The 18,968-nt window shown below is 68.7% G+C and carries 20 protein-coding genes; 18 read left to right on the forward strand and 2 right to left on the reverse strand.

Annotation, left to right across the window (positions count from 1 at the left end; all coding sequences use genetic code 11):
• The first annotated feature begins 49 nt into the window (after positions 1 to 49).
• On the forward strand, positions 50 to 1,438 hold the full coding sequence (locus tag ACZ6WN_RS14350; RefSeq protein WP_465865385.1) for a serine hydrolase domain-containing protein: 1,389 nt from the start codon (positions 50 to 52) through the stop codon (positions 1,436 to 1,438).
• Positions 1,435 to 2,340 carry a DNA-3-methyladenine glycosylase family protein gene (locus ACZ6WN_RS14355; RefSeq protein ID WP_465865387.1) on the forward strand — a complete coding sequence of 302 codons (906 nt, stop codon included), beginning with the start codon at positions 1,435 to 1,437 and terminating at the stop codon, positions 2,338 to 2,340. The genes ACZ6WN_RS14350 and ACZ6WN_RS14355 overlap by 4 nt, the downstream gene beginning before the upstream one ends.
• Before the next feature lie 19 nt (positions 2,341 to 2,359).
• Here the strand turns inward: ACZ6WN_RS14355 and ACZ6WN_RS14360 are convergent, their stop codons facing one another.
• A complete protein-coding gene (locus tag ACZ6WN_RS14360; RefSeq protein ID WP_465865388.1) occupies positions 2,360 to 3,610 on the reverse strand; it encodes a phospholipase D-like domain-containing protein in 1,251 nt (416 codons plus the stop codon).
• 335 nt (positions 3,611 to 3,945) lie between these two features.
• On the opposite strand from ACZ6WN_RS14360, the gene ACZ6WN_RS14365 reads away from it, so the two are divergent.
• From ACZ6WN_RS14365 to ACZ6WN_RS14430, 14 genes are all read left to right on the forward strand, one after another.
• The gene (locus tag ACZ6WN_RS14365; RefSeq protein ID WP_465865389.1) at positions 3,946 to 4,719 is read left to right on the forward strand and encodes an MlaE family ABC transporter permease; all 774 of its coding nucleotides are present in this window, start codon (positions 3,946 to 3,948) and stop codon (positions 4,717 to 4,719) included.
• Between the two features lie 7 nt (positions 4,720 to 4,726).
• The gene (locus ACZ6WN_RS14370; RefSeq protein ID WP_091041523.1) at positions 4,727 to 5,569 is read left to right on the forward strand and encodes an MlaE family ABC transporter permease; all 843 of its coding nucleotides are present in this window, start codon (positions 4,727 to 4,729) and stop codon (positions 5,567 to 5,569) included.
• Between the two features lie 7 nt (positions 5,570 to 5,576).
• Complete coding sequence (locus ACZ6WN_RS14375; RefSeq protein ID WP_465865391.1) at positions 5,577 to 6,719, forward strand: MCE family protein; 1,143 nt, start codon at positions 5,577 to 5,579, stop codon at positions 6,717 to 6,719.
• Positions 6,716 to 7,816, forward strand: coding sequence for an MCE family protein (locus ACZ6WN_RS14380; RefSeq protein ID WP_465865392.1), 1,101 nt, complete (start codon positions 6,716 to 6,718; stop codon positions 7,814 to 7,816). The genes ACZ6WN_RS14375 and ACZ6WN_RS14380 overlap by 4 nt, the downstream gene beginning before the upstream one ends.
• Complete coding sequence (locus tag ACZ6WN_RS14385; RefSeq protein ID WP_465865393.1) at positions 7,816 to 8,805, forward strand: MCE family protein; 990 nt, start codon at positions 7,816 to 7,818, stop codon at positions 8,803 to 8,805. The genes ACZ6WN_RS14380 and ACZ6WN_RS14385 overlap by 1 nt, the downstream gene beginning before the upstream one ends.
• The gene (locus tag ACZ6WN_RS14390; protein ID WP_465865395.1) at positions 8,802 to 10,052 is read left to right on the forward strand and encodes an MCE family protein; all 1,251 of its coding nucleotides are present in this window, start codon (positions 8,802 to 8,804) and stop codon (positions 10,050 to 10,052) included. The genes ACZ6WN_RS14385 and ACZ6WN_RS14390 overlap by 4 nt, the downstream gene beginning before the upstream one ends.
• Positions 10,049 to 11,407, forward strand: coding sequence for an MCE family protein (locus ACZ6WN_RS14395; protein WP_465865396.1), 1,359 nt, complete (start codon positions 10,049 to 10,051; stop codon positions 11,405 to 11,407). The genes ACZ6WN_RS14390 and ACZ6WN_RS14395 overlap by 4 nt, the downstream gene beginning before the upstream one ends.
• Complete coding sequence (locus ACZ6WN_RS14400) at positions 11,404 to 12,681, forward strand: MCE family protein (RefSeq protein ID WP_465865397.1); 1,278 nt, start codon at positions 11,404 to 11,406, stop codon at positions 12,679 to 12,681. Before ACZ6WN_RS14395 ends, ACZ6WN_RS14400 begins: the two co-directional genes overlap by 4 nt.
• A 5-nt stretch (positions 12,682 to 12,686) precedes the next feature.
• Positions 12,687 to 13,274 carry a hypothetical protein gene (locus ACZ6WN_RS14405; protein WP_465865398.1) on the forward strand — a complete coding sequence of 196 codons (588 nt, stop codon included), beginning with the start codon at positions 12,687 to 12,689 and terminating at the stop codon, positions 13,272 to 13,274.
• On the forward strand, positions 13,274 to 14,149 hold the full coding sequence (locus tag ACZ6WN_RS14410; RefSeq protein ID WP_465865400.1) for a hypothetical protein: 876 nt from the start codon (positions 13,274 to 13,276) through the stop codon (positions 14,147 to 14,149). The genes ACZ6WN_RS14405 and ACZ6WN_RS14410 overlap by 1 nt, the downstream gene beginning before the upstream one ends.
• 83 nt (positions 14,150 to 14,232) lie before the next feature.
• Positions 14,233 to 14,709 carry a pyridoxamine 5'-phosphate oxidase family protein gene (locus ACZ6WN_RS14415; RefSeq protein WP_465865401.1) on the forward strand — a complete coding sequence of 159 codons (477 nt, stop codon included), beginning with the start codon at positions 14,233 to 14,235 and terminating at the stop codon, positions 14,707 to 14,709.
• Between the two features lie 37 nt (positions 14,710 to 14,746).
• The gene (locus ACZ6WN_RS14420; RefSeq protein WP_465865403.1) at positions 14,747 to 14,941 is read left to right on the forward strand and encodes a ferredoxin; all 195 of its coding nucleotides are present in this window, start codon (positions 14,747 to 14,749) and stop codon (positions 14,939 to 14,941) included.
• Positions 14,942 to 14,947: 6 nt separating this feature from the next.
• Positions 14,948 to 15,832 (forward strand): SDR family NAD(P)-dependent oxidoreductase, encoded by an 885-nt coding sequence (locus tag ACZ6WN_RS14425; RefSeq protein WP_465865404.1) that lies wholly within the window; start codon positions 14,948 to 14,950, stop codon positions 15,830 to 15,832.
• 2 nt (positions 15,833 to 15,834) lie between these two features.
• Positions 15,835 to 16,593: a glucose 1-dehydrogenase gene (locus tag ACZ6WN_RS14430; protein WP_465865405.1), complete on the forward strand. Its 759-nt coding sequence runs from the start codon at positions 15,835 to 15,837 to the stop codon at positions 16,591 to 16,593.
• Here the strand turns inward: ACZ6WN_RS14430 and ACZ6WN_RS14435 are convergent.
• Complete coding sequence (locus tag ACZ6WN_RS14435) at positions 16,532 to 16,900, reverse strand: hypothetical protein (RefSeq protein ID WP_465865406.1); 369 nt, start codon at positions 16,898 to 16,900, stop codon at positions 16,532 to 16,534. The two genes, ACZ6WN_RS14430 and ACZ6WN_RS14435, sit on opposite strands and share 62 nt — an antisense overlap.
• A 75-nt stretch (positions 16,901 to 16,975) precedes the next feature.
• On the opposite strand from ACZ6WN_RS14435, the gene ACZ6WN_RS14440 reads away from it, so the two are divergent.
• Positions 16,976 to 18,130: a hypothetical protein gene (locus ACZ6WN_RS14440; RefSeq protein ID WP_465865408.1), complete on the forward strand. Its 1,155-nt coding sequence runs from the start codon at positions 16,976 to 16,978 to the stop codon at positions 18,128 to 18,130.
• Entirely contained in the window at positions 18,111 to 18,950 is an 840-nt protein-coding gene (locus ACZ6WN_RS14445) for a hypothetical protein (RefSeq protein WP_465865409.1), read from the forward strand. Before ACZ6WN_RS14440 ends, ACZ6WN_RS14445 begins: the two co-directional genes overlap by 20 nt.
• Positions 18,951 to 18,968 lie beyond the last annotated feature (18 nt).

Raw genomic sequence — 18,968 nt, forward strand, 5'->3', positions numbered from 1 at the left:
GCTCCGTCCCGCCCGGTGCGCGAGGTGATGCCCCGCCTATCCTCGCCCCATGTCGCTTGCTGTCGCCCGCTCCTGGATCGAGTCCGAGCTGCCCGCCCTGCTGGCCCGTCATCGCGTGCCGGCGGCGGCTGTCGGGGTGCTCCAGGACGGCCAGGTCGTCGACCACGCCAGCGGCATCCTGAACCTCGCGACCGGTGTGGAGGCGACGACCGACTCGCTGTTCCAGGTCGGCTCGATCACCAAGCTGTGGACCACCGACCTGGTGATGCAGCTCGTCGACGAGGGCCGGATCGGCCTCGACGACGAGATCAGGCGCCACCTGCCGGGTTTCGCGGTCGCCGACGAGGACGCGGCGGCGGCGATCACCGTCCGCCAGCTGCTCTCCCACACGGCCGGTTTCGAGGGCGACATCTTCACCGACCACGGGCCGGGCGACGACGCGGTCGAACGGTTCGTCGCCTCGATGGGCGATCTACCGCAGATCTTCGCCCCGGGGGAGCGGTTCTCCTACTCCAACGCCGGCTTCGCGGTGCTCGGGCGCCTGGTGGAGGTGCTGCGGGGCACCACCTGGGACCGGGCGCTCCAGGAGCGTCTCGCCACCCCGCTCGGCCTGACCCACGTCGCCACCACGGCCTACGACGCGATCAGGTTCCGCGCCGCGATGGGCCACATCGACCCCGCACCCGATCATGTCCTGCGTCCGGGGCCGGCGTGGGGGATGGCCCGCGCCAGCGGCCCGGTCGGCGCGATGCTGTCGATGCGCGTACGCGACCTGCTCGGCTTCGCCGCCATGCATCTCGCCGACGGGACGGCTCCTGACGGCACCCGCGTCGTCTCGGCCGCCTCCTGCGCCGAGGCGCTCACCCGGCAGGTCGACCATCCCGCATCGACCCGTACCGACGCCCGCGGCCTGGGCTGGTCCCTCGACGACACCCGCCAGGGGCTCGTCGGCCACGACGGCCAGACGATCGGCCAGTCGGCGTTCTTCCGGATGGTGCCCGAGCACGGCCTGGCCGTCGCGCTGCTCACCAACGGCGGCGACACCCACGGGCTCTACCACGACGTCGTGGGCCACCTCCTCGACGACCTCGCGGGCGTCCGGATCGCGCCCGACCCGGTGGCACCGGACCAGGTGCTCGCAGGCTTCGACGCCGATCGGCTCCTCGGCACCTACCGCGCCCGCATCGTCGACTGGACGCTGCGCCGGCACCCCGACGGCCGGCTGTGGGTCGAGGAGGTCCCCGGCCCCGAGGCCGCCGCCGTCGGCGACGAGCCGCAGACCTACGAGGTCCTCCCGTACGCCACCGACCAGGTCGTCACCGCCGAGGCCCTCCACGGCGCCCACCACGTCTTCGGCTTCACCGGCAGCGACCTCGCCGGCCGCGCGACCCATCTCACGACCAGCCGAGTCCTCCCGCGGGCTAATCTCGAGGCATGAGTGCGCAGCGGACGGTCCGGCCCGGCTATGCCGTGGGCCTGGCCTCGATGCTGCGGCCGCTTCGTCGCGGGCTGGGCGACCCGACGTACAAGATCCTCGGCGATGACCACTGGCGAGCCATCCGTACGCCCCAGGGTCCCGCCACGCTCCGGCTGCGCCAGCGCGACGCCGAGGTGGAGTCCGAGGCGTGGGGCGAGGGTGCCGAGTGGGCGCTCGAGCACGTGCCTGCCCTGCTCGGGGCCGACGACCGTCCCGAGGAGTTCCGCACCGAGGACCCGCTGCTCGCGACGCTGTTAGAGCGCTTCGAGGTGCCGCGGTTCGGGCGCACCGGGCTGGTGATGGAGGCGCTGGTGCCCTCGATCATCGAGCAGAAGGTGACCAACCACGAGGCGTTCCGCGGCTTCGGCAACCTGGTCAGGCGCTTCGGTGAGGTCGCCCCCGGCCCCGGCGCCGATCACGGTCTGCGCCTGCAGCCGACGCCCGAGGTGCTTCGGACGATCCCCAGCTGGGACTGGCTGCGCCTGCCGGTCGACCCGGCCCGTTCCAAGGCCGTCCTGCACGCGGCCAGGGTCGCGACCGCGGTCGAGCGCACGGCCGGTCTGCCCGGCGAGGAGGTCGAGCGACGTCTGACGTCCATCCCGGGCATCGGCGAGTGGACCGTCGCCGAGGTCCGCCAGCGCGCGCTCGGTGATCCCGATGCGGTCAGCTTCGGCGACTACCACCTCGCCAAGGACGTCGGCTGGGCGCTGACCAACGCGGCCTGGGACGACGACCGGCTACGTGACTACCTGGAGAGCTTCCGTCCGCATCGTGCCCGTGTCGTGGCGCTGATCTACCGAGGTGCCGGCAAACGGCCTCGGCGGGGACCGAAGATGTCGCCGCGCACGCATCTTCCTTCGTGAGTGCTGAGTTCCTGCTGACTCAGAGCAGCGGGCGCAGGGGAGTGAGGACGAGCTCGGTGAACTTGCGGTGGATCTCGCGGGAGGCCCACTCCTCGGCGGTCAGCTCGATCGCGTTGGACTCGTCGCGGGAGAAGATCTCCTCCATCTGCTTGGCGACGTCGCGGTCGAAGATCTCCAGGTTGATCTCGTAGTTGCCGGTCAGCGAGAGCCGGTCGATGTTGGCGGTGCCGACGGTCGACCAGAAGCCGTCGACGGTGGCGGTCTTGGCGTGGATCATCGCGTCCTTGAAGCGCAGGATCCGCACTCCCGAGCCGAGGAGCTGGGAGAAGTAGCCGCGCGAGATCCAGTCGACGACGATGTGGTTCGACTTCAGCGGCAGCAGGATGCGTACGTCGACCCCGCGCCGGGCCGCGGCCTTGAGCGCGTCCACGAAGTCCTCGTCGGGGACGAAGTAGGCGGTGGTCAGGTAGATGTTGCGGGAGGCCCGGTTGATCGCCTCCAGATACATGGACCGGATCGGGAACATCCACAGCCGGGGCACGTTGCGGTGGAACCGGAGATCGGGTTCCCACGAGGGCGCGGTCTCGATGAGCAGCGGTCCCTCCGCGCCGTTGCGGTGGTTCAACGGGTGCGGCCGCCGCCGGTTGAGGTTCCAGAAGTCGGCGAACGCGCGGCGCAGGTCCCAGACGCCGGGGCCGGTGATGCGGACGTGCGTGTCGCGCCACTCGGTGGCGTACGCGGTCCCGATGTTGTAGCCGCCGACGAAGCCGACCGTGTCGTCGACGACCAGGATCTTGCGGTGGTCGCGGCCGTAGCGGGAGAGGTCGAAGAAGCGCCACCCTGCAGCGTAGGTGGGGTAGCGCAGGACGTGCATCCCCTCGGGGAAGCGCTTGAAGCGGGAGGGCACCACGAGGTTGGCGAGCTCGTCGTAGATGCAGTAGACGTCGACCCCGCGCTCGGTCGCGGAGGCCAGCGCCTGTTTGAACCGCTGGCCGACCTCGTCGCCCTTCCAGATGTACGTCTCGAGGAAGATCTGCTTCTTCGCGCCGTCGATGGCGGCGATCATGTCCTCGTAGAGGTCGTTGCCGAAGGTGTAGGTGGTGACGGTGCCGTCGCCGACGCTGTTGGTCAGCGGTGGCGTCACCGGGAACGGCTTGCCCCGTCGGCCGCGTTGGCCGCGGCTGCGGTAGCCGTCGACCAGGCTCATCGCGACGGCGAGCGCGACCGGCACGCCGAAGACAACGAGGAGCAGGCGGCGTAGGAACCTCATGACGCCCCCCGGCGACAGTCTCATCACGGTCCCCAATCTAACGGTCCCGGCATGGCGAGACACACCGGTGCGGTCTTCTGGCGTGTGTGCACGGCCCCCGGCGCAGGCGAGCACGCTCGGACCGGCCGGCGAGAAGGGTGGTTCGCCCATCGTGACGCGGCGGTGGAGGATCCCTGTGATCCCCGTCACCTACCGGCGGGTAAGTCGTTGAACAGAGATACCTCCCACCCTGTTCCCGGGCATGTCGCGGCGGGTCGTTGCCCTCAGAACTGAAACATGTTCTACTACAGGCTTGAAACGTGAGCCGAGTCACAAGACCACGCGAAAGGTGAAGGATGGCAGTGCAGTTCGCCTCCCTGGTCCGAGGTGTCGGCGGGATGGGTCTGATGACCGGCGAGGTCGTGAAGGGGACGTTCACGACCAAGTTCCAGCTCCGGGAGTTCCTCGAGCAGGCCTGGTTCATCACCAGCGTCACGCTGCTGCCCGCGGTGCTGGTCTCGATCCCGTTCGGGGCCGTCATCTCGCTGCAGGTCGGCAACCTCGCCGGGCAGCTCGGGGCACAGTCGTTCGCGGGGGCGACGGCAGTGCTCGCCGTGGTCAGGGAGGCGGCGCCGATGGCGGCCGCCCTGATCATCGCCGGTGCCGCCGGGTCGGCGATCTGCTCCGACATGGGCTCGCGCAAGATCCGTGAGGAGATCGACGCGATGGAGGTGCTGGGCATCGACCCGGTGATCCGGCTGGTGATCCCGCGGGTCCTGGCGTGCCTGTTCGTCTCGGTGATGATCAACGGGATCGTGATCGCGACCGGGATCGGTGGCGGCTACTTCTTCACCGTGATCGTCCAGGGCGGCTCCGCCGGTGCGTTCCTGTCGAGCTTCACCGCGCTGGCGAGCCTGCCCGACCTCTACATCTCGATGGTCAAGTCGGCCCTGTTCGGGTTCCTGGCGGCGATCATCGGCGCCTACAACGGTCTCAACGCCCAGGGTGGTCCCAGTGGCGTCGGCCGAGCGGTCAACGAGGCCGTGATCATCGCGTTCATGATGCTGTTCGTCCTCAACTCCATCATGACCGCGGTCTACTTCCAGATCGTTCCTCAGGACGGGTTGTGATCCCCCGGTGTCCAACACGCTCGCCCAGGTGGGCAACCAGATCGTCAAGGAGCAGCGCCAGGCCGTCGAAGGCTATGGCGACCAGCTGCTCTTCTACGTCAAGGCCCTGGCCTGGGCGCCGCGCACCATCCGCCGCTACAAGCGGGAGGTGCTCAACATCCTGGCCGAGGTCGCCTTCGGCGCCGGCGGCCTGACCATGATCGCCGGCACGGTCGGCGTGATCGCCTTCATGGCCTTCTTCGCCGGCTCCGAGGTCGGCATCCAGGGCTACGCCAGCCTGAGCCAGATCGGTGTCGCGAAGTTCTCCGCGTTCATCTCGGCCTTCTTCAACACCCGCGAGGTGGCCCCGCTGATCTCCTCGATCGCCCTGGCCGCGACGGTGGGCTGCGGCTACACCGCCCGCCTGGGCGCGATGCGCATCAGCGAGGAGATCGATGCGCTCGAGGCGATGGGCGTGCCGAGCCTTCCCTACCTGGTCACCACGCGGATGATCGCCGGGTTCCTGGCCGTCATCCCGCTCTACATCGTCGCCCTGTGCGCCTCCTACCTCAGCCCGCGGCTGATCACGACGCTGATGTACGGGCAGTCGGGCGGGACGTACGACCACTACTTCCTGGCGTTCCTGCCGCCGATCGACATCCTCTACAGCTTCCTCAAGCTGATCATCCTCGCGGTGGCGATCATCCTGATCCACTGCTACTACGGCTACACCGCCTCCGGCGGCCCGGCGGGCGTCGGCATCGCGGTCGGCAAGGCGATCCGTACGTCCATCGTCACCGTCGTCGTCGCGGACTTCTTCCTGAGCTTCGCGATCTGGGGATCGACCACCACGGTCAGGATCACGGGGTGAGCGCCGGATGCTGATGGGAATCCAGCGCGACACCCGCGCCGAGCACACCAAGCTCTTCGTCTCCGGGATCGCCTTCACCGTGACCCTCGCCCTGCTGATCGCGCTCTGCGTGGCGATCTACCAGAAGGCGTTCGTGCAGTTCACCACGGTCAGCGTCGAAGCCGACCGGGCCGGGCTGCAGCTCCCGCGCTACGGCGACGTCCGCATGCACGGCGTCATCGTCGGCCAGATCCGCGAGATCGATCAGGACGGCAAGAAGGCCGTCATCCGGCTCGGCCTGGAGCCCGAGCAGGCCGAGCAGATCCCCGCCAACATCAGTGTCGCGATCAAGCCGACGACGCTGTTCGGGCAGAAGTACGTCGAGTTCATCGACCCCCAGGGGGAGCGCACCGGCGCACTGAGCGACGGCACCGTGATCCCCGCCGACCGGGTCCGCACCAGCGTCGAGCTCGACGTGATCCTGGCCCGGCTCTTCCCGCTGCTGAAGTCGATCCGTCCCCAGGACCTCAACAGCACCCTGCACGCCCTTGCCACCGCGCTCTCCGGCAACGGGGAGAAGCTCGGCGAGACCATGGTCCAGCTCAACGACTACCTCGAGAAGATGAACGTCCACCTCCCCACACTCGAACGCGATCTCGAGGACATGGCCGACGTCGCCGAGACCTACTCCCTGGCCGCACCCGACCTGGTCGAGGTCCTCGAGAACACCACGACCACCGCCAACACCGTCACCGAGCAGCGAGCCCGTCTCGGCGGCCTGCTCACGTCGGTGACCGGAGTCGCCGACACCTCCAAGAACCTGCTCGCCGAGAACGAGAAGGCGATCCGGTACGAGACCGAGCTGGCCGTCCCGCTGCTCAAGCTGCTCTCGGACTACTCGCCGGAGTACACCTGCCTGCTGCAGGGCCTCGACGACTACACCGAGCTGCTGGCGACCGTCTTCCAGCAGAACCGCGTGCGCCAGACGATGGTCCTCGACGGCACCCAGAAGCCGGCGTACGGCCGTGACGACCGTCCCGAGTGGGGCGAGATCGGCCACGGGCCGTGGTGCGACGGGCTGCCGAACCCGAAGGTGCCCGCCGGACCGAACGAGCTGAAGAACGGCACCGAGGACATCCCCTGGGCACCCGGGAACGGGGGTCTGCAGTGAACAAGCGCGATCTGAAGACCGCGGTCGCCGGCACCAAGCTGGTCCTCTTCACCGTCCTCTCGATCCTCGTCACCGGCACGCTCGCCTCGATCATGGGCAACGTGGGCTTCGGCGACCGAGTGCCCTACCGCGCCGAGTTCACCACCGCCTCGGGCCTGAGCGAGGGAGACGACGTACGCGTCGCCGGCATCACCGTGGGCGAAGTGCTCGCCGTGGAGATCGAGGGCGGTGACCACGCGATGGTCACCTTCCGGGTCGACAAGACGGTGCCGCTGACGAACGCCAGCGGCGCCCAGGTGCGCTACCTCAACCTCGTCGGTGACCGCTACCTGGCCCTGACCCAGGACGCCGGCTCCCAGGACCCGGAGGCCGACGCGACGCCGCTGCGGGAGGGGCAGACGATCGCGGTGGCCAACACCACGCCCGCCCTCGACCTGACCGAGCTCTTCAACGGCTTCCAGCCGCTCTTCCAGGCGCTGCAGCCCAAGGACGTCAACAAGCTCTCGCTCAACCTGATCCGGGTGCTGCAGGGGGAGGGCGGCACGGTCGCGAGCCTCCTTTCCGAGACGGCCGAGCTGACCAGTGCCCTGGCCGAGCGCGACCAGCTGATCGGGGACGTGATCACCAACCTGTCCAAGACCCTCAGCACCGTCAACGAGCACCACACCGAGCTGGCCGACCTGATCCAGCAGCTCAGCGGCTGGATGAAGGACCTGGCGCGCGACAAGGAGGCGATCGGCGACTCGATCTCCTCGATCGGCGACCTGACCGACGAGCTGGCCGGGCTCCTCACCGACGTACGCCCGTTCCTCAAGGAGGACATCAAGCAGCTCAAGCGCGTGGTGGACATCCTCAACAAGCCGGGCAACCAGAAGCTGCTCGACAAGACGCTCGAACGGCTCCCGGAGACCCTCGAGTCGCAGGCGCGGATCGGCAGCTACGGCTCCTGGTACAACTACTACCTCTGCGACCTCGACTTCTCGATCAAGCTGCCCTCGCTCGGTGAGCTGCTCGACAACTCACCGGCCGTCAAGGCGATCCAGAAGCAGCTCGACAACGTGGCCTTCTACAGCCGGGCCGAGAGGTGCAAGCTCTGATGGCTCATCACAGCGACACCCAGCTCAAGCGCACCGGCGTGATCACCATCGTCGCGATCGCGCTGGCGCTGACCGCGGCGTTCAACCTGCGCAAGCTGCCGTGGTTCGCCGGCACCACCTACCAGGCCGAGTTCTCCGACACCAGCGGCCTGCACGTGGGCAACCGGGTGGAGATCGCCGGGATCCGGGTCGGCCGGGTCAGCGACATCGAGATCGAGGGCGCCAAGGTGGTCGTCTCCTTCTCGGTCGACGGCACCGAGATCGGCCACCGCAGCGAGGCGAAGATCGGGGTGCTCAACCTGCTGGGGGAGAAGTACCTCGACATCACCCCGCAGGGCGGCCGGACGCTGGACGCCGGCTCGACGATCCCGCTGGCCCGCACCAGCGCCGGCAGCGACATCGTCGGCACCTTCGGCGATCTCGCCGAGACGACCGAGGCCATCCACACCCAGCAGCTGGCCAAGGCGCTGACCACGATGTCGGGCACGCTCGACAAGGCCGGGCCCGAGGTGCAGGGCGCCTTCCAGGGCATCGCCGCGCTCTCCCAGACGATCGCCGCCCGCGGCGACGAGCTGGAGTCGCTGCTCCAGGACGCCGAGCAGGTCGTCCAGCTCGTCAACGAGCGCAAGCAGGACATCATCAGCGTGATGGAGAACGGCGACCAGGTCTTCGCCGAGCTCATCTCCCGCCGCCAGGCCATCCACCAGCTGCTGGTCAACGCCACCGCGCTGGCCGAGCAGCTACAGGCCCTGGTGAAGGAGAACGAGAAGCAGATCGGGCCCGCGCTGGACGCGCTCGAGACCGCGCTGAAGTTCCTCAACGCGCGCGACGAGGACCTGACCAAGACCATCCAGAACTACGGGCCGTACGCGTCGATCCTGATCAACATCATCGGCACCGGCCCTTGGTTCGACGCCTACCTCGCCAACCTGACCGGCATCGTGAGCGGCGAGTTCGTGCCCGGACGACGACCAGGGATCGTGGAATGACAAAGAACTTCTGGGGCCGAAAGTGGGCCGCGCTGCCGATCGCGCTGGTGCTGATGTGCGGGCTGCTGCTCGTCTCCGAGGTGGCCGCGCCCGACACCAAGCTGGTGACCGCCAGCTTCCCGCAGGCGGTGAGCATCTACGAGGGCTCCGACGTCGTCATCATGGGCGTCAAGGTCGGCAAGGTCGCCGCGCTGGAGCCGAAGGGCGACCACGTGGACGCGGTGATCGAGTATCAGAGCGACTACAAGCTCCCGAAGGACGTGAAGGCGGCGATCGTCACCCCGACGCTGGTCGCGGACCGGTTCGTGCAGCTGACCCCGGCCTACACCGGCGGACCGACCCTGGCCGACGGCGGGGAGATCCCGATCGAGCGCACCGCGGTCCCGGTCGAGCTCGACCGCATCTACGCCAGCCTCTCCGAGCTGACCACGGCCCTGGGCCCCAACGGGGCCAACAAGAACGGCGCGCTGAGCGATGTGCTGCGCGAGGGCGCCGACGCCCTGGAGGGCAACGGCAAGATCGGCAACCAGGCGATCGCCGACATGTCGGAGGCGGCGCAGGTGCTCGGCGGCAACTCCGAGCAGCTCTTCAGCACCCTCTCCCAGCTCTCCGAGGTCACCAGGACGCTGGCGAAGAACGACGACACGACCGAGAAGTTCCTGACCGACCTCTCCGACGTCTCCACGCAGCTGGCCGGGGAGAGCGACGAGCTCGACCAGGCGCTCGTCGCGATCGCGCAGGCGGTCAAGGTGACCAAGTCCTTCGTGGAGAACAACTCCGACGCGCTGGTCGGCGACGTCAAGCAGCTCAACAAGACGCTCAACATCCTGGCCAAGGAGAAGGAGACCCTCGGCACGGTCATCGACCTGGCGCCGCTGGGCATCGGTAACCTGGCCGAGTCCTTCGACCCGGCGTCCGGCTCGGTCGGCTTCCGGCTGCAGGTCGGCCCGATCGGCTCGGACCTGTCCAACATCCTCTGCATGGTCGTGGAGAACGACCAGATCCCGGGGGCCAAGGAGATCTGCGCGCTGTTCAAGGCGCTGCTGCCGACGGGGTCGACGGCGCAGGCGGGCCAGGCGCTCACCGAGGGCAGTGCCCCCACCGACCGCGACACCGAGACCGGGCTGCCGCTCGACAACGGCACCCCGGCCAAGAAGCCGGAGGTGGAGCCCGAGGTGGTCACCCAAGGTGGCATCACCGAGCTCAGCGGCTCACTGCAGGATCTGATGTCGGGAGGCAAGAAATGAGGCGCGTCCTGATCGGCCTGGCGATGCTCGGCCTCGTCGCGGTGGCGAGCGGGTGCGGCGTACAGGCCTATGACCTGCCGCTGCCCGGCAAGGAGGTCGGCGAGGGCGACGGCTACGTCGTCACCGCCGAGTTCAACGACGTCGTCGACGTGGTGCCGCGCACGAAGGTGATGGCCAACGACGTGCCGGTCGGCCAGGTCGACAAGGTCGAGCGGGAGGGCTGGCACGCGAAGGTCACCATGACCCTGCGCAAGAACATCGAGCTCCCGGCGGACGCGCTGGCCAACGTACGCCAGACCAGCCTGCTCGGGGAGAAGTACATCGCCCTGGTGGCACCCGAGGGATCCACCATCGCGAGCGCCGGCAAACTGGCCGACGGCGCCACCATCGGGCTCGACCGCACCAACCGCAACCCCGAGGTCGAGGAGGTGCTCGGTGCGCTCTCCTTCCTGCTGGCGGGCGGCGGCGTCGGGCAGCTGAAGACGATCAGCGACGAGCTCAACACCATGATGGACGGGCGCACCGGCGACATGCGGGCGCTGCTGGGAAACCTGGAGACCACGGTCGCCTCGCTCAACCAGCAGAAGGGCTCGATCATCAAGGCGATGGAGCAGGTCGACCGGCTGACCCGCACCCTCAACAAGGAGTCCGCGAAGATCGAGGCGGCCATCGACTCCTTCGGCCCGGCGCTCGAGGTGCTGCGCCAGCAGCACGCCGACCTGATGAAGATGATGAAGGCGCTCGACCGGCTCGGTGTGGTCGCGACCCGGGTGATCAACCAGAGCGGCGACAACCTGACCACGGCGCTGGACGAGCTGGCCCCGACGCTGCGCGAGCTCGCCGACGCCGGTGACTCGCTGCCGCGCGGCCTGATGATGGCCGCGAGTTTCCCGTTCCCCGAGAACGCCTCCGGGCTGGCGATGGGCGACTACTCCAACGCGCTGTTCCACATGGATCTCGACCTCAACAAGCTGGTCGGCAGCCTCACTAACGGCAAGTCGACCGGCATCCTGCCGCAGGTCATCCAGATCTGCCTCTCCTACTCCAAGGGGTGCGCGGCGGTCCAGCCGCTGGCCAAGGCGCTGTGCGACCTGACCAACCTGAACCTGGTGTGCTCGGTGGTCGGCAAGGAGGACACGCCGCTCAAGAAGGGCGAGAAGATGCCGAAGATCCCCGACGTCTCCGACCTGATGCCCAAGAGCTCGGCCTCGACCAAGACACCGGGGCTCGACGACCTGGTCCCGGAGATCGCCGAGGGACTGTCCGGCCCGACGGAGACCGAGTCGCCCACGGCCGAGCCGACGACCGGAGGCCTGGCCGGCCTCCTCGGACTGCTGGGAGGCGGTAGCCGATGACACGGAGCGTCCGCAACAAGCTGGTCATCTTCCTGATCCTCGCCGCCGTCGGCATCTTCTACGTCTCGGCCGCCTACCTCGGCGTCGTCGACCGGGTCCTGGGCCGCCACGTGGATGTCTCGGTCGACCTGCCGGCCTCCGGCGGTCTCTACGAGGGCAGCGAGGTCAACTACCGCGGCATCAGCATCGGCCGGGTCGCCTCGATGATCGTCACCGAGGAGGGCGTACGCGCCGAGCTGGAGCTCGATCCCGGCACCGAGGTGCCGCGGGATGCCGCGGTGGAGGTCCACAACCTCTCGGCGGTGGGGGAGCAGTACATCAACTTCATCCCCGACTCGGCCGCCGGCCCCTACCTCGCCGAGGGTGACGTCGTGACCGCCGGGCCCGAGTCGATGCCCGGCACCACCGACGAGCTCCTCACCGAGCTGAACAGCTTCACCACCTCGATCAACGGCGAGGACCTGAGCACCGTCGTCGCCGAGCTCGGCACGCTGTTCCGCGGCAACGCCGAGAACCTGCGTACGTTGCTCGACTCGGGCTCCACGCTGGTCGACCAGGCCTCCGCCCACCAGAAGGAGACGGTGCGGCTCCTCAACACCAGCCAGACCGTGCTCCAGACGCAGAAGGAGCACAGCGGCGACATCCGCGAGTTCGCCAAGGGGCTCGAGGAGGTCACCGCGACGCTGGACAAGCGCGACCCGGAGCTGCGCGAGATCCTCCAGGGCGGCGAGGCGACCGCGGTCCAGGTCCAGTCGCTGATCGACGGGCTGCAGCCGCTCCTGCCGGTCTTCCTGGCCAACCTGAGCACCGTCAACGAGGTGCTCACCGCCCGGCTGCCCGCGATCGAGCAGACCCTGGTGACCTTCCCGCGCGTCGTGGCGACAGGCTGGACCGGCTCGCCCGGTGACGGCTACGGTCACCTGTCGATGGGCTTCGTCTACACCACACCGCCGTGCCAGGAGGGCTACAAGCCCGCCGACCAGTGGATCCCCGGCACCGTGATGGAGGACCAGCCGCTCTATCCGGCCAAGTGCACCGACGAGCGCGCCCAGCCCGGCTACGAGGGCGACAACCCGATCATGCAGCGTGGCGTCAACATGGTCCCCGAGCCCGAGGGCGTGGGGAAGTACGTCACGACCTACGACCCGAAGACCGGGCGCACCAAGCTTCCCGATGGAAAGACGGTCACGATGTCCACCCCGAACGATGACGGAGGCCTCGTCTCCGCCCTGTCCGACGACTCCTGGCGATCGATGATCATGGGAGAGGAGTGAGTCCGGTGGCTGAACCTGCCGACCAGGCCAAGAACGCTCTCGAGGTCAAGCTCTCCCTCGCCCGACTGGGGCGGGTCAACACCGTGCTCGCGGCGGTGGTCGTGATCCTGGTCGTGCTGGCGGCGGCCGTCTTCATCGGCGGCGCTCGGGTGCTTCCCTGGACGACGCCCGCCGAGGCGGCGGCCGCCGACTACGACGAGGTGGCGGCGGTCGCGGAGGACGGCGTGATCGCCTTCCTCGACGTCGACTACCGCGACATGGATCCGAGGATCCAGGCCGTCAAGGAGATCTCGACCGGCACCTTCGGCAAGGAGTACACCGCCATCGCCGAGCAGATCCGGCAGGCCGCGATCCCGGCCCAGACGGTGTCCAAGGGCAAGGTCAGGCAGGTCGGCATCCGCGCGGTCGGGTCGAAGAAGGCGGTCGTCCTGGTCGCCGTCGACTCGGTCGTCACCAGCAGCCAGACCGCAGAGCTGAAGAAGAGCGACACCTGCCCCTACGACGGTGCGCGGTGCTCGAAGTACCGCTTCAAGGTGTCGCTGGCCAAGACGAAGGACGGATGGCGCATGTCCGACCTGGCAGGAGTCAACTGATGACAGGCGTACGAGCGAACGGATCGGTCTCCGCCGGCCAGAAGGAGTGCCCCTTCTGCGCGGAGACGATCAAGGCCGCCGCGATCAAGTGCCGCTACTGCGGCTCCGACCTGCTTCCTCCTGCCGAGGAGCAGGGCGCGGAGCAGGCCGAGGACGTACGCGAGGAGGTCGAGGCTCCGCAGGAGAACGCTGCTGGTTCGGCCGAGCCCGAGGACGCCGAGACGACGGCCGTAGAGCCTCAAGCTGAGGATGAGGGTGAGGGTGAGACCGAGGCGCGCGCCGGGCTCGCCGAGCGCTGGCTGGGCGATGGCAGCCGAGTGTTGACGGCCGTTCTCGGCGTACTCGTCCTGGTGGCCGGCGGCCTGCTCTGGCTGGCGGTCGACATGGCGTCGAAGGACGACGTGGCGCCGGGCGGCGAGCTGACCGCGGCCGGCTCCAGGGCGGCGATCATGGAGCACTCGGTCGGACTGGCGCAGACGGTGATGTCCTACCGGGCCGCAAGTGCGGAGAAGGACATCGCGGCGGCGAAGAAGCTGATGACGCCGGCGATGCAGAAGGACTACGAGAAGACGCTGCCCGGCGAGGACAAGCGCAAGGAGCAGGCCGACCTCGGCATCAAGGTCGACGCCGAGGTGGCCCCGCTCTCCGAGGAGGGCGCGAAGGCTGCCGAGGAGGGCAAGGCCTGCGTCGACGAGGACTGTGCCGCCTCGATCATCTCGGCGACCGAGGACTCGGCCGAGGTGCTGCTCTTCGTCAACCAGAGCGCGACCGCGCCGAAGACGAAGAACACCGTGGTGAGCCCGACCTGGGAGGTGCTGACGCTGGTGAAGGACGACGGTGGTTGGCTGATCTCCGAGATGAAGGCTGCTTCCTAGATCTCACCCTGAGGTCCCTTCGAGGGACCGCTCCATCCTGATATGGTAGAACGTGTTCTAGTTTCACTGCTCGAGGAGGGCACATGGCCGGCTCACGCCAGTCCGTACAGCTGAGCGATACCGAGATCGAGGACTTCCTCGGATCGCAGATGAAGGTGCAGGTCGCGACCGTCGGTCCCGACGGAGCGCCGCACCTGACCACGCTGTTCTACGTGCTCGACGAAGGAAGGATCGTCTTCTGGACCTACGGGTCCTCGCAGAAGGTCCGCAACCTGCGGCGTGACCCGCGGGTCACCTGCCTGGTCGAGGACGGCGTGGACTACTTCGAGCTGCGTGGGGTGAGCATCACCGGGCGGGCGCGGCTCGTCGAGGACTACGACGAGATCAAGGGCATCGGGTCGCGGGTGATGACCCGGATGGCCGGCGGAGCCGATCTGGGCGAGCTCGGCGAGGACCTGGTCTCGAAGCAGGCGCACAAGCGGGTCGGCATCGTCATCGAGCCCGACAAGGTCGCAAGCTGGGACCACCGCAAGCTGGGCGCGCTGCCCGGCCAAGGCTGACGTCGATGACGACGATGACGAGGACAAGGAGACGGACATGGCAAAGGTGATCGCGGACTTCGACCTGTGCGAGTCCCACGGGATGTGCGAGTCGTTCGCGCCCGACGTGTTCGAGATCGATGACGACGACTACCTGCAGATCGCGGACCCGACGGTGACCGAGGAGAACCGCGGCCGCGTCGAGCAGGCCGTGGCCGGCTGCCCCAAGGCGGCCCTGAGGATCGAGGAGTAGCCCCACGTGAGCGTAGATCTGGACGGCAAGGTCGCGATCGTCACCGGATCCGGAGCGGGTCTGGGGCGCGCGGAGGCGGTCGCGCTGGCCCGGGCGGGCGCGCGGGTGGTGCTCAACGATCTCCCCGGCGCTGCCGAGGAGGCGGCCGAGGAGATCCGCGGGTTCGGTGGCGAGGCGGTGATCGCGGCCGGCGACGTGAGCGAGCGCGCCACCGCCGACGCGATGATGGCCGCGGCCGTCGACGGCTTCGGCGGGCTCGACATCGTGGTCAACAACGCGGGCATCACCCGCGACAAGATGCTCTTCAACATGTCCGACGAGGAGTTCGACCTCGTCGTACGCGTCCATCTGCGCGGCCACTTCCTGCTCACCCGCAACGCCTCGGCGCACTGGCGCTCGGTCGCGAAGTCGACGGGCGCACCGGTCGACGCCGCGGTGGTGAACACCTCCTCGGAGGCGTTCCTGGCCGGGCCTCCCGGACAGGCCAACTACGGCGCCGCGAAGGCCGGGATCACCGCGCTGACGATGTCGACGGCCCGCTCGATGGGCCGTTCTGGCGTACGTGCCAACGCGATCTGCCCACGGGCCGCGACCGCGATGACCGAGGGCGTGCTCACGGGCGACTCCTACGGGGCCGAGCACGTGGTGCCGCTGGTCACCTATCTGGCCTCGCCGGCCGCCGCCGCGATCACCGGGCAGGTCTTCGTCGTCTACGGCGGGATGATCGCCGTCCTCGCGCCGCCCACGGTGGCCGAACGCTTCGACAACGCCGCTTGGGACCTGGACTCGCTCGACAAGCAGGTCGGCGGCTGGTTCGCCGACCGCCACCCCGCGGCCGGGTTCTCGGCCGACTCGATCATGCAGCTCACGCTGAAAGACCAGGAGGAGTAGTGATGGCACGTCTCGAGGGCAAGACCGCGATCGTCACCGGTGGTGCACAGGGCCAGGGAGCCGCCATCGCGCGCGCCTTCGTCGCGGAGGGTGCCAAGGTCGTCATCGCCGACGTGGCCGACGAGCCCGGCAAGCTGCTCGCCGAGGAGCTGGGGGACTCGGCGCTCTTCGTGCACCACGACGTGAGCTCGGAGGAGTCCTGGACCGCGCTGGTGGCCGAGACCGCCGAGGCGTACGGCCCGGTCAACGTCCTGGCCAACAACGCCGGCATCCTGCGCTTCGGCGAGATCCTGGTCCAGCCGGTCGAGGAGTTCGAGCTGCTGTGGCGGGTCAACACCCTCGGCTGCTTCCTCGGGATGCGCTCGGTGATCTCGACCATGAAGGAGAACGGCGGCGGCTCGATCATCAACGCCTCCTCGATCGAGGGCCTCGCCGGGATGGCGTTCGTAGCCGGCTACACCTCCACCAAGTTCGCCATCCGCGGCATGACCAAGGCCGCCGCCCTCGAGCTCGGCCCCAGCGGCATCCGGGTCAACTCCGTACATCCGGGCATGATCGACACCTCCATGACCCGCGGCGTCGGCGCCGACGATGCCGCCATGGAGTTCGGTGCCGCCAAGGTCGCCCTCAAGCGCGTCGGCCACCCCGAGGACATCGCCCCTCTCTACGTCTACCTGGCCTCGGACGAGTCCGGTTTCGTCACCGGAGCCGAGATCGCCATCGACGGCGGCGCGACCGCCACCCACGCCTTCGGCGGCTGAGCCCGTCAGCCGAGGCGTCACCCCGGTCGGCCGAGCCGTCACCCCGGTCGGCCGAGCCGTCACCCCGGTCGGCCGAGCCGTCGCGTACGTCGGCCGAAGCGTCTCCGCGGTCGGGCGAGGGGTCACGTACGTCGGTCGAGCCGTCACGTACGTCGGTCGAGCCGTCACGTACGTCGGCCGAGGGGTCACGTACGTCGGCCGAGGGGGCACGTACGTCGGTCGAGCCGTCACGTACGTCGGCCGAGACGGCATGGTGATGCCAACTCGGCCGACCGGGGTGACGCCTCGGCATGGGTGAGTCGGCCACGCACGGGGTCGGTCTCCGGCATACTTCGCCGGGAAGGTTTCAGTCACCGGGGGACTAACCGAAGGCCATCAGAACATGTCGCGACGACGCAGTGCGTTCACCACCGTCGTGGTCCTCGGTGTCTTCGCCTTCCTCTACAGCCTGACCCTCGCGATCCCGGTCTACGTCGGCGACATCTCGGCGCTCTGGACCGCACGCGGGTATGCCTGGTTCGGGGAGGCGCTGCGCCGGGTGGTGGACGGGTTCTCGTTCCTGTGGGGATCGGCCGTGATGGACGAGGGGTATCCCGTCGCGCCTGCCTCCGCCTGGCCGACAGTGGTGTTCGTCGTGCTGCTCGTGACGTTGGTCTACGCGAGCCTGCGCACCGCCTCGGACAGCGCCTACGCGGTTGCCGGGCGGGTGCTGTGCGCGAGCGTCCTCGCCGGCGGTCTGACGAACCTCTTCGTGGTCTTCCAGGCCGTCCTGGAGGTCCGTGGCGGACTGGCATCCTTGCCGGCGATCATCTGGGCACTACCCGCCGACGGGATCTGGCTCGGTCTGGTCGTGGGCGTGCTCGGCGGCTACGCGGCCTATGCAGCGGCGGCGTTCGCCAAGATCGCCTCGCTCGCCCTCCGTGATGCCGACACCGAGGACTCCCGCGCGACGGAAGCCTCCGATGGGGTCTACGGAAGGGCACGGGCGGCGAGGATCGCCACCTGGGGAGCGCTGCCGATCCTCGTGCTGGCCCTCGTCGGCGGCTTCGTCTGGGACTACGGTCCGGACGCGGACCCGTACGGGGTGGCCGTGGAGTCGCGACAGGCCTGGGTCCGCCTGGTCTGGTTCGCTCACGCCAGCCTCTCGGCGCCGCACAACCCGCATGCGCTGAGCGGCAGCTTCGAGACCTCGGTGTGGTTGCCGCGTACGTTCAGCTCGATCGCACTGGTGCTGCTGGTGTGGCTGGCGATGCTGCTGATCGTGGCGCGCTGGCCTCGCGGAGGAGGGCCGAGCGTGCTGTCCGTCCTCATGCAGTGCTGGGGTGTGGTGGCTGTGCTGGCGGCGGTCGTCGGTCTGCTCGAGGGCGTCTTGGTGCAGCAGGAGGAGTTCGCCGGATCGGCCCTCTACTGGGCGTTCGAGGTCGCCGCCGACGGCGTGAGGTTCGCTGCCTGCTTCGGCTGGACGACCGGGGTCGCCGTAGCGATCTCCCATCGACTCTCGAGAGGGGTGCGCACTGATGTCGAAACAGCGGCGTGAGGGGAACGACGAGCGTCCGCGCGATGGGGGCGGGCGGTTCACCTCGCTGCTGACGAAGCCCGCTACGTGGGTCGTCGGCGTGATCCTGGTCGCCTTGGGGGCGACCTTCAGCTCGGGTCTGCAGAGCCTGTTCACCGGTCTGCTGCCCGACGGATGGAGCGAGCCCGGCGACGGCATCAAGGTCGTGGACGTACGCCGCCAGCCGCTGAGCGGTCGCGTGCTGATCCCGGACCCCGAATCGGCTCGGTTCGATGACCGGGCGGACGCTACGGCTTCCGTCAACGACGCCGAGTGGGAGGCCCAGCACGAGTGGTACGCCGCCGGCTACATCACCTGGGAGGTGACTCTCGTCGGGCGCCACAGCGACCCGGTGGTGATCACCGACCTGCGTCCCGAACGGACGGGACCCTGCACGAAGCGGCTCGAGGCCGGGACGATCGTGGAGGACCTCCCGCAGGGTGAAGGCACGAAGATCGAGCTGAAGACGGCCATCGACGCGAAGGTCCCGCAGCTGACCTCGGCCGATGACGGCTCGGCGTACTTCGACGGCGGGACGGTCACGCTGGCCAAGGGCGAGACGGTCGTGATCTCGATCGAGGCGACCAGCCAGGGACCGACCTGCCAGTGGGTGCTCGAGGCCGACTATGTCGATCACGGCAAGCGCGAGACGATGACGATCAAAGCCCCCGGCGACCGATCGTTCGCGATCACCGGCTGGGCCGAGGGCCATCCGTACGATCGCACCTGGAACGGCAGCTGCGACCGCGCGATGACACCCGAGGAGTCGGCGAGCTTCGAAAAACCGGACGACTGCAACTAGCCCGAGACGTCACGTACG

This window comes from Nocardioides sp. NPDC054178 (assembly GCF_055585005.1).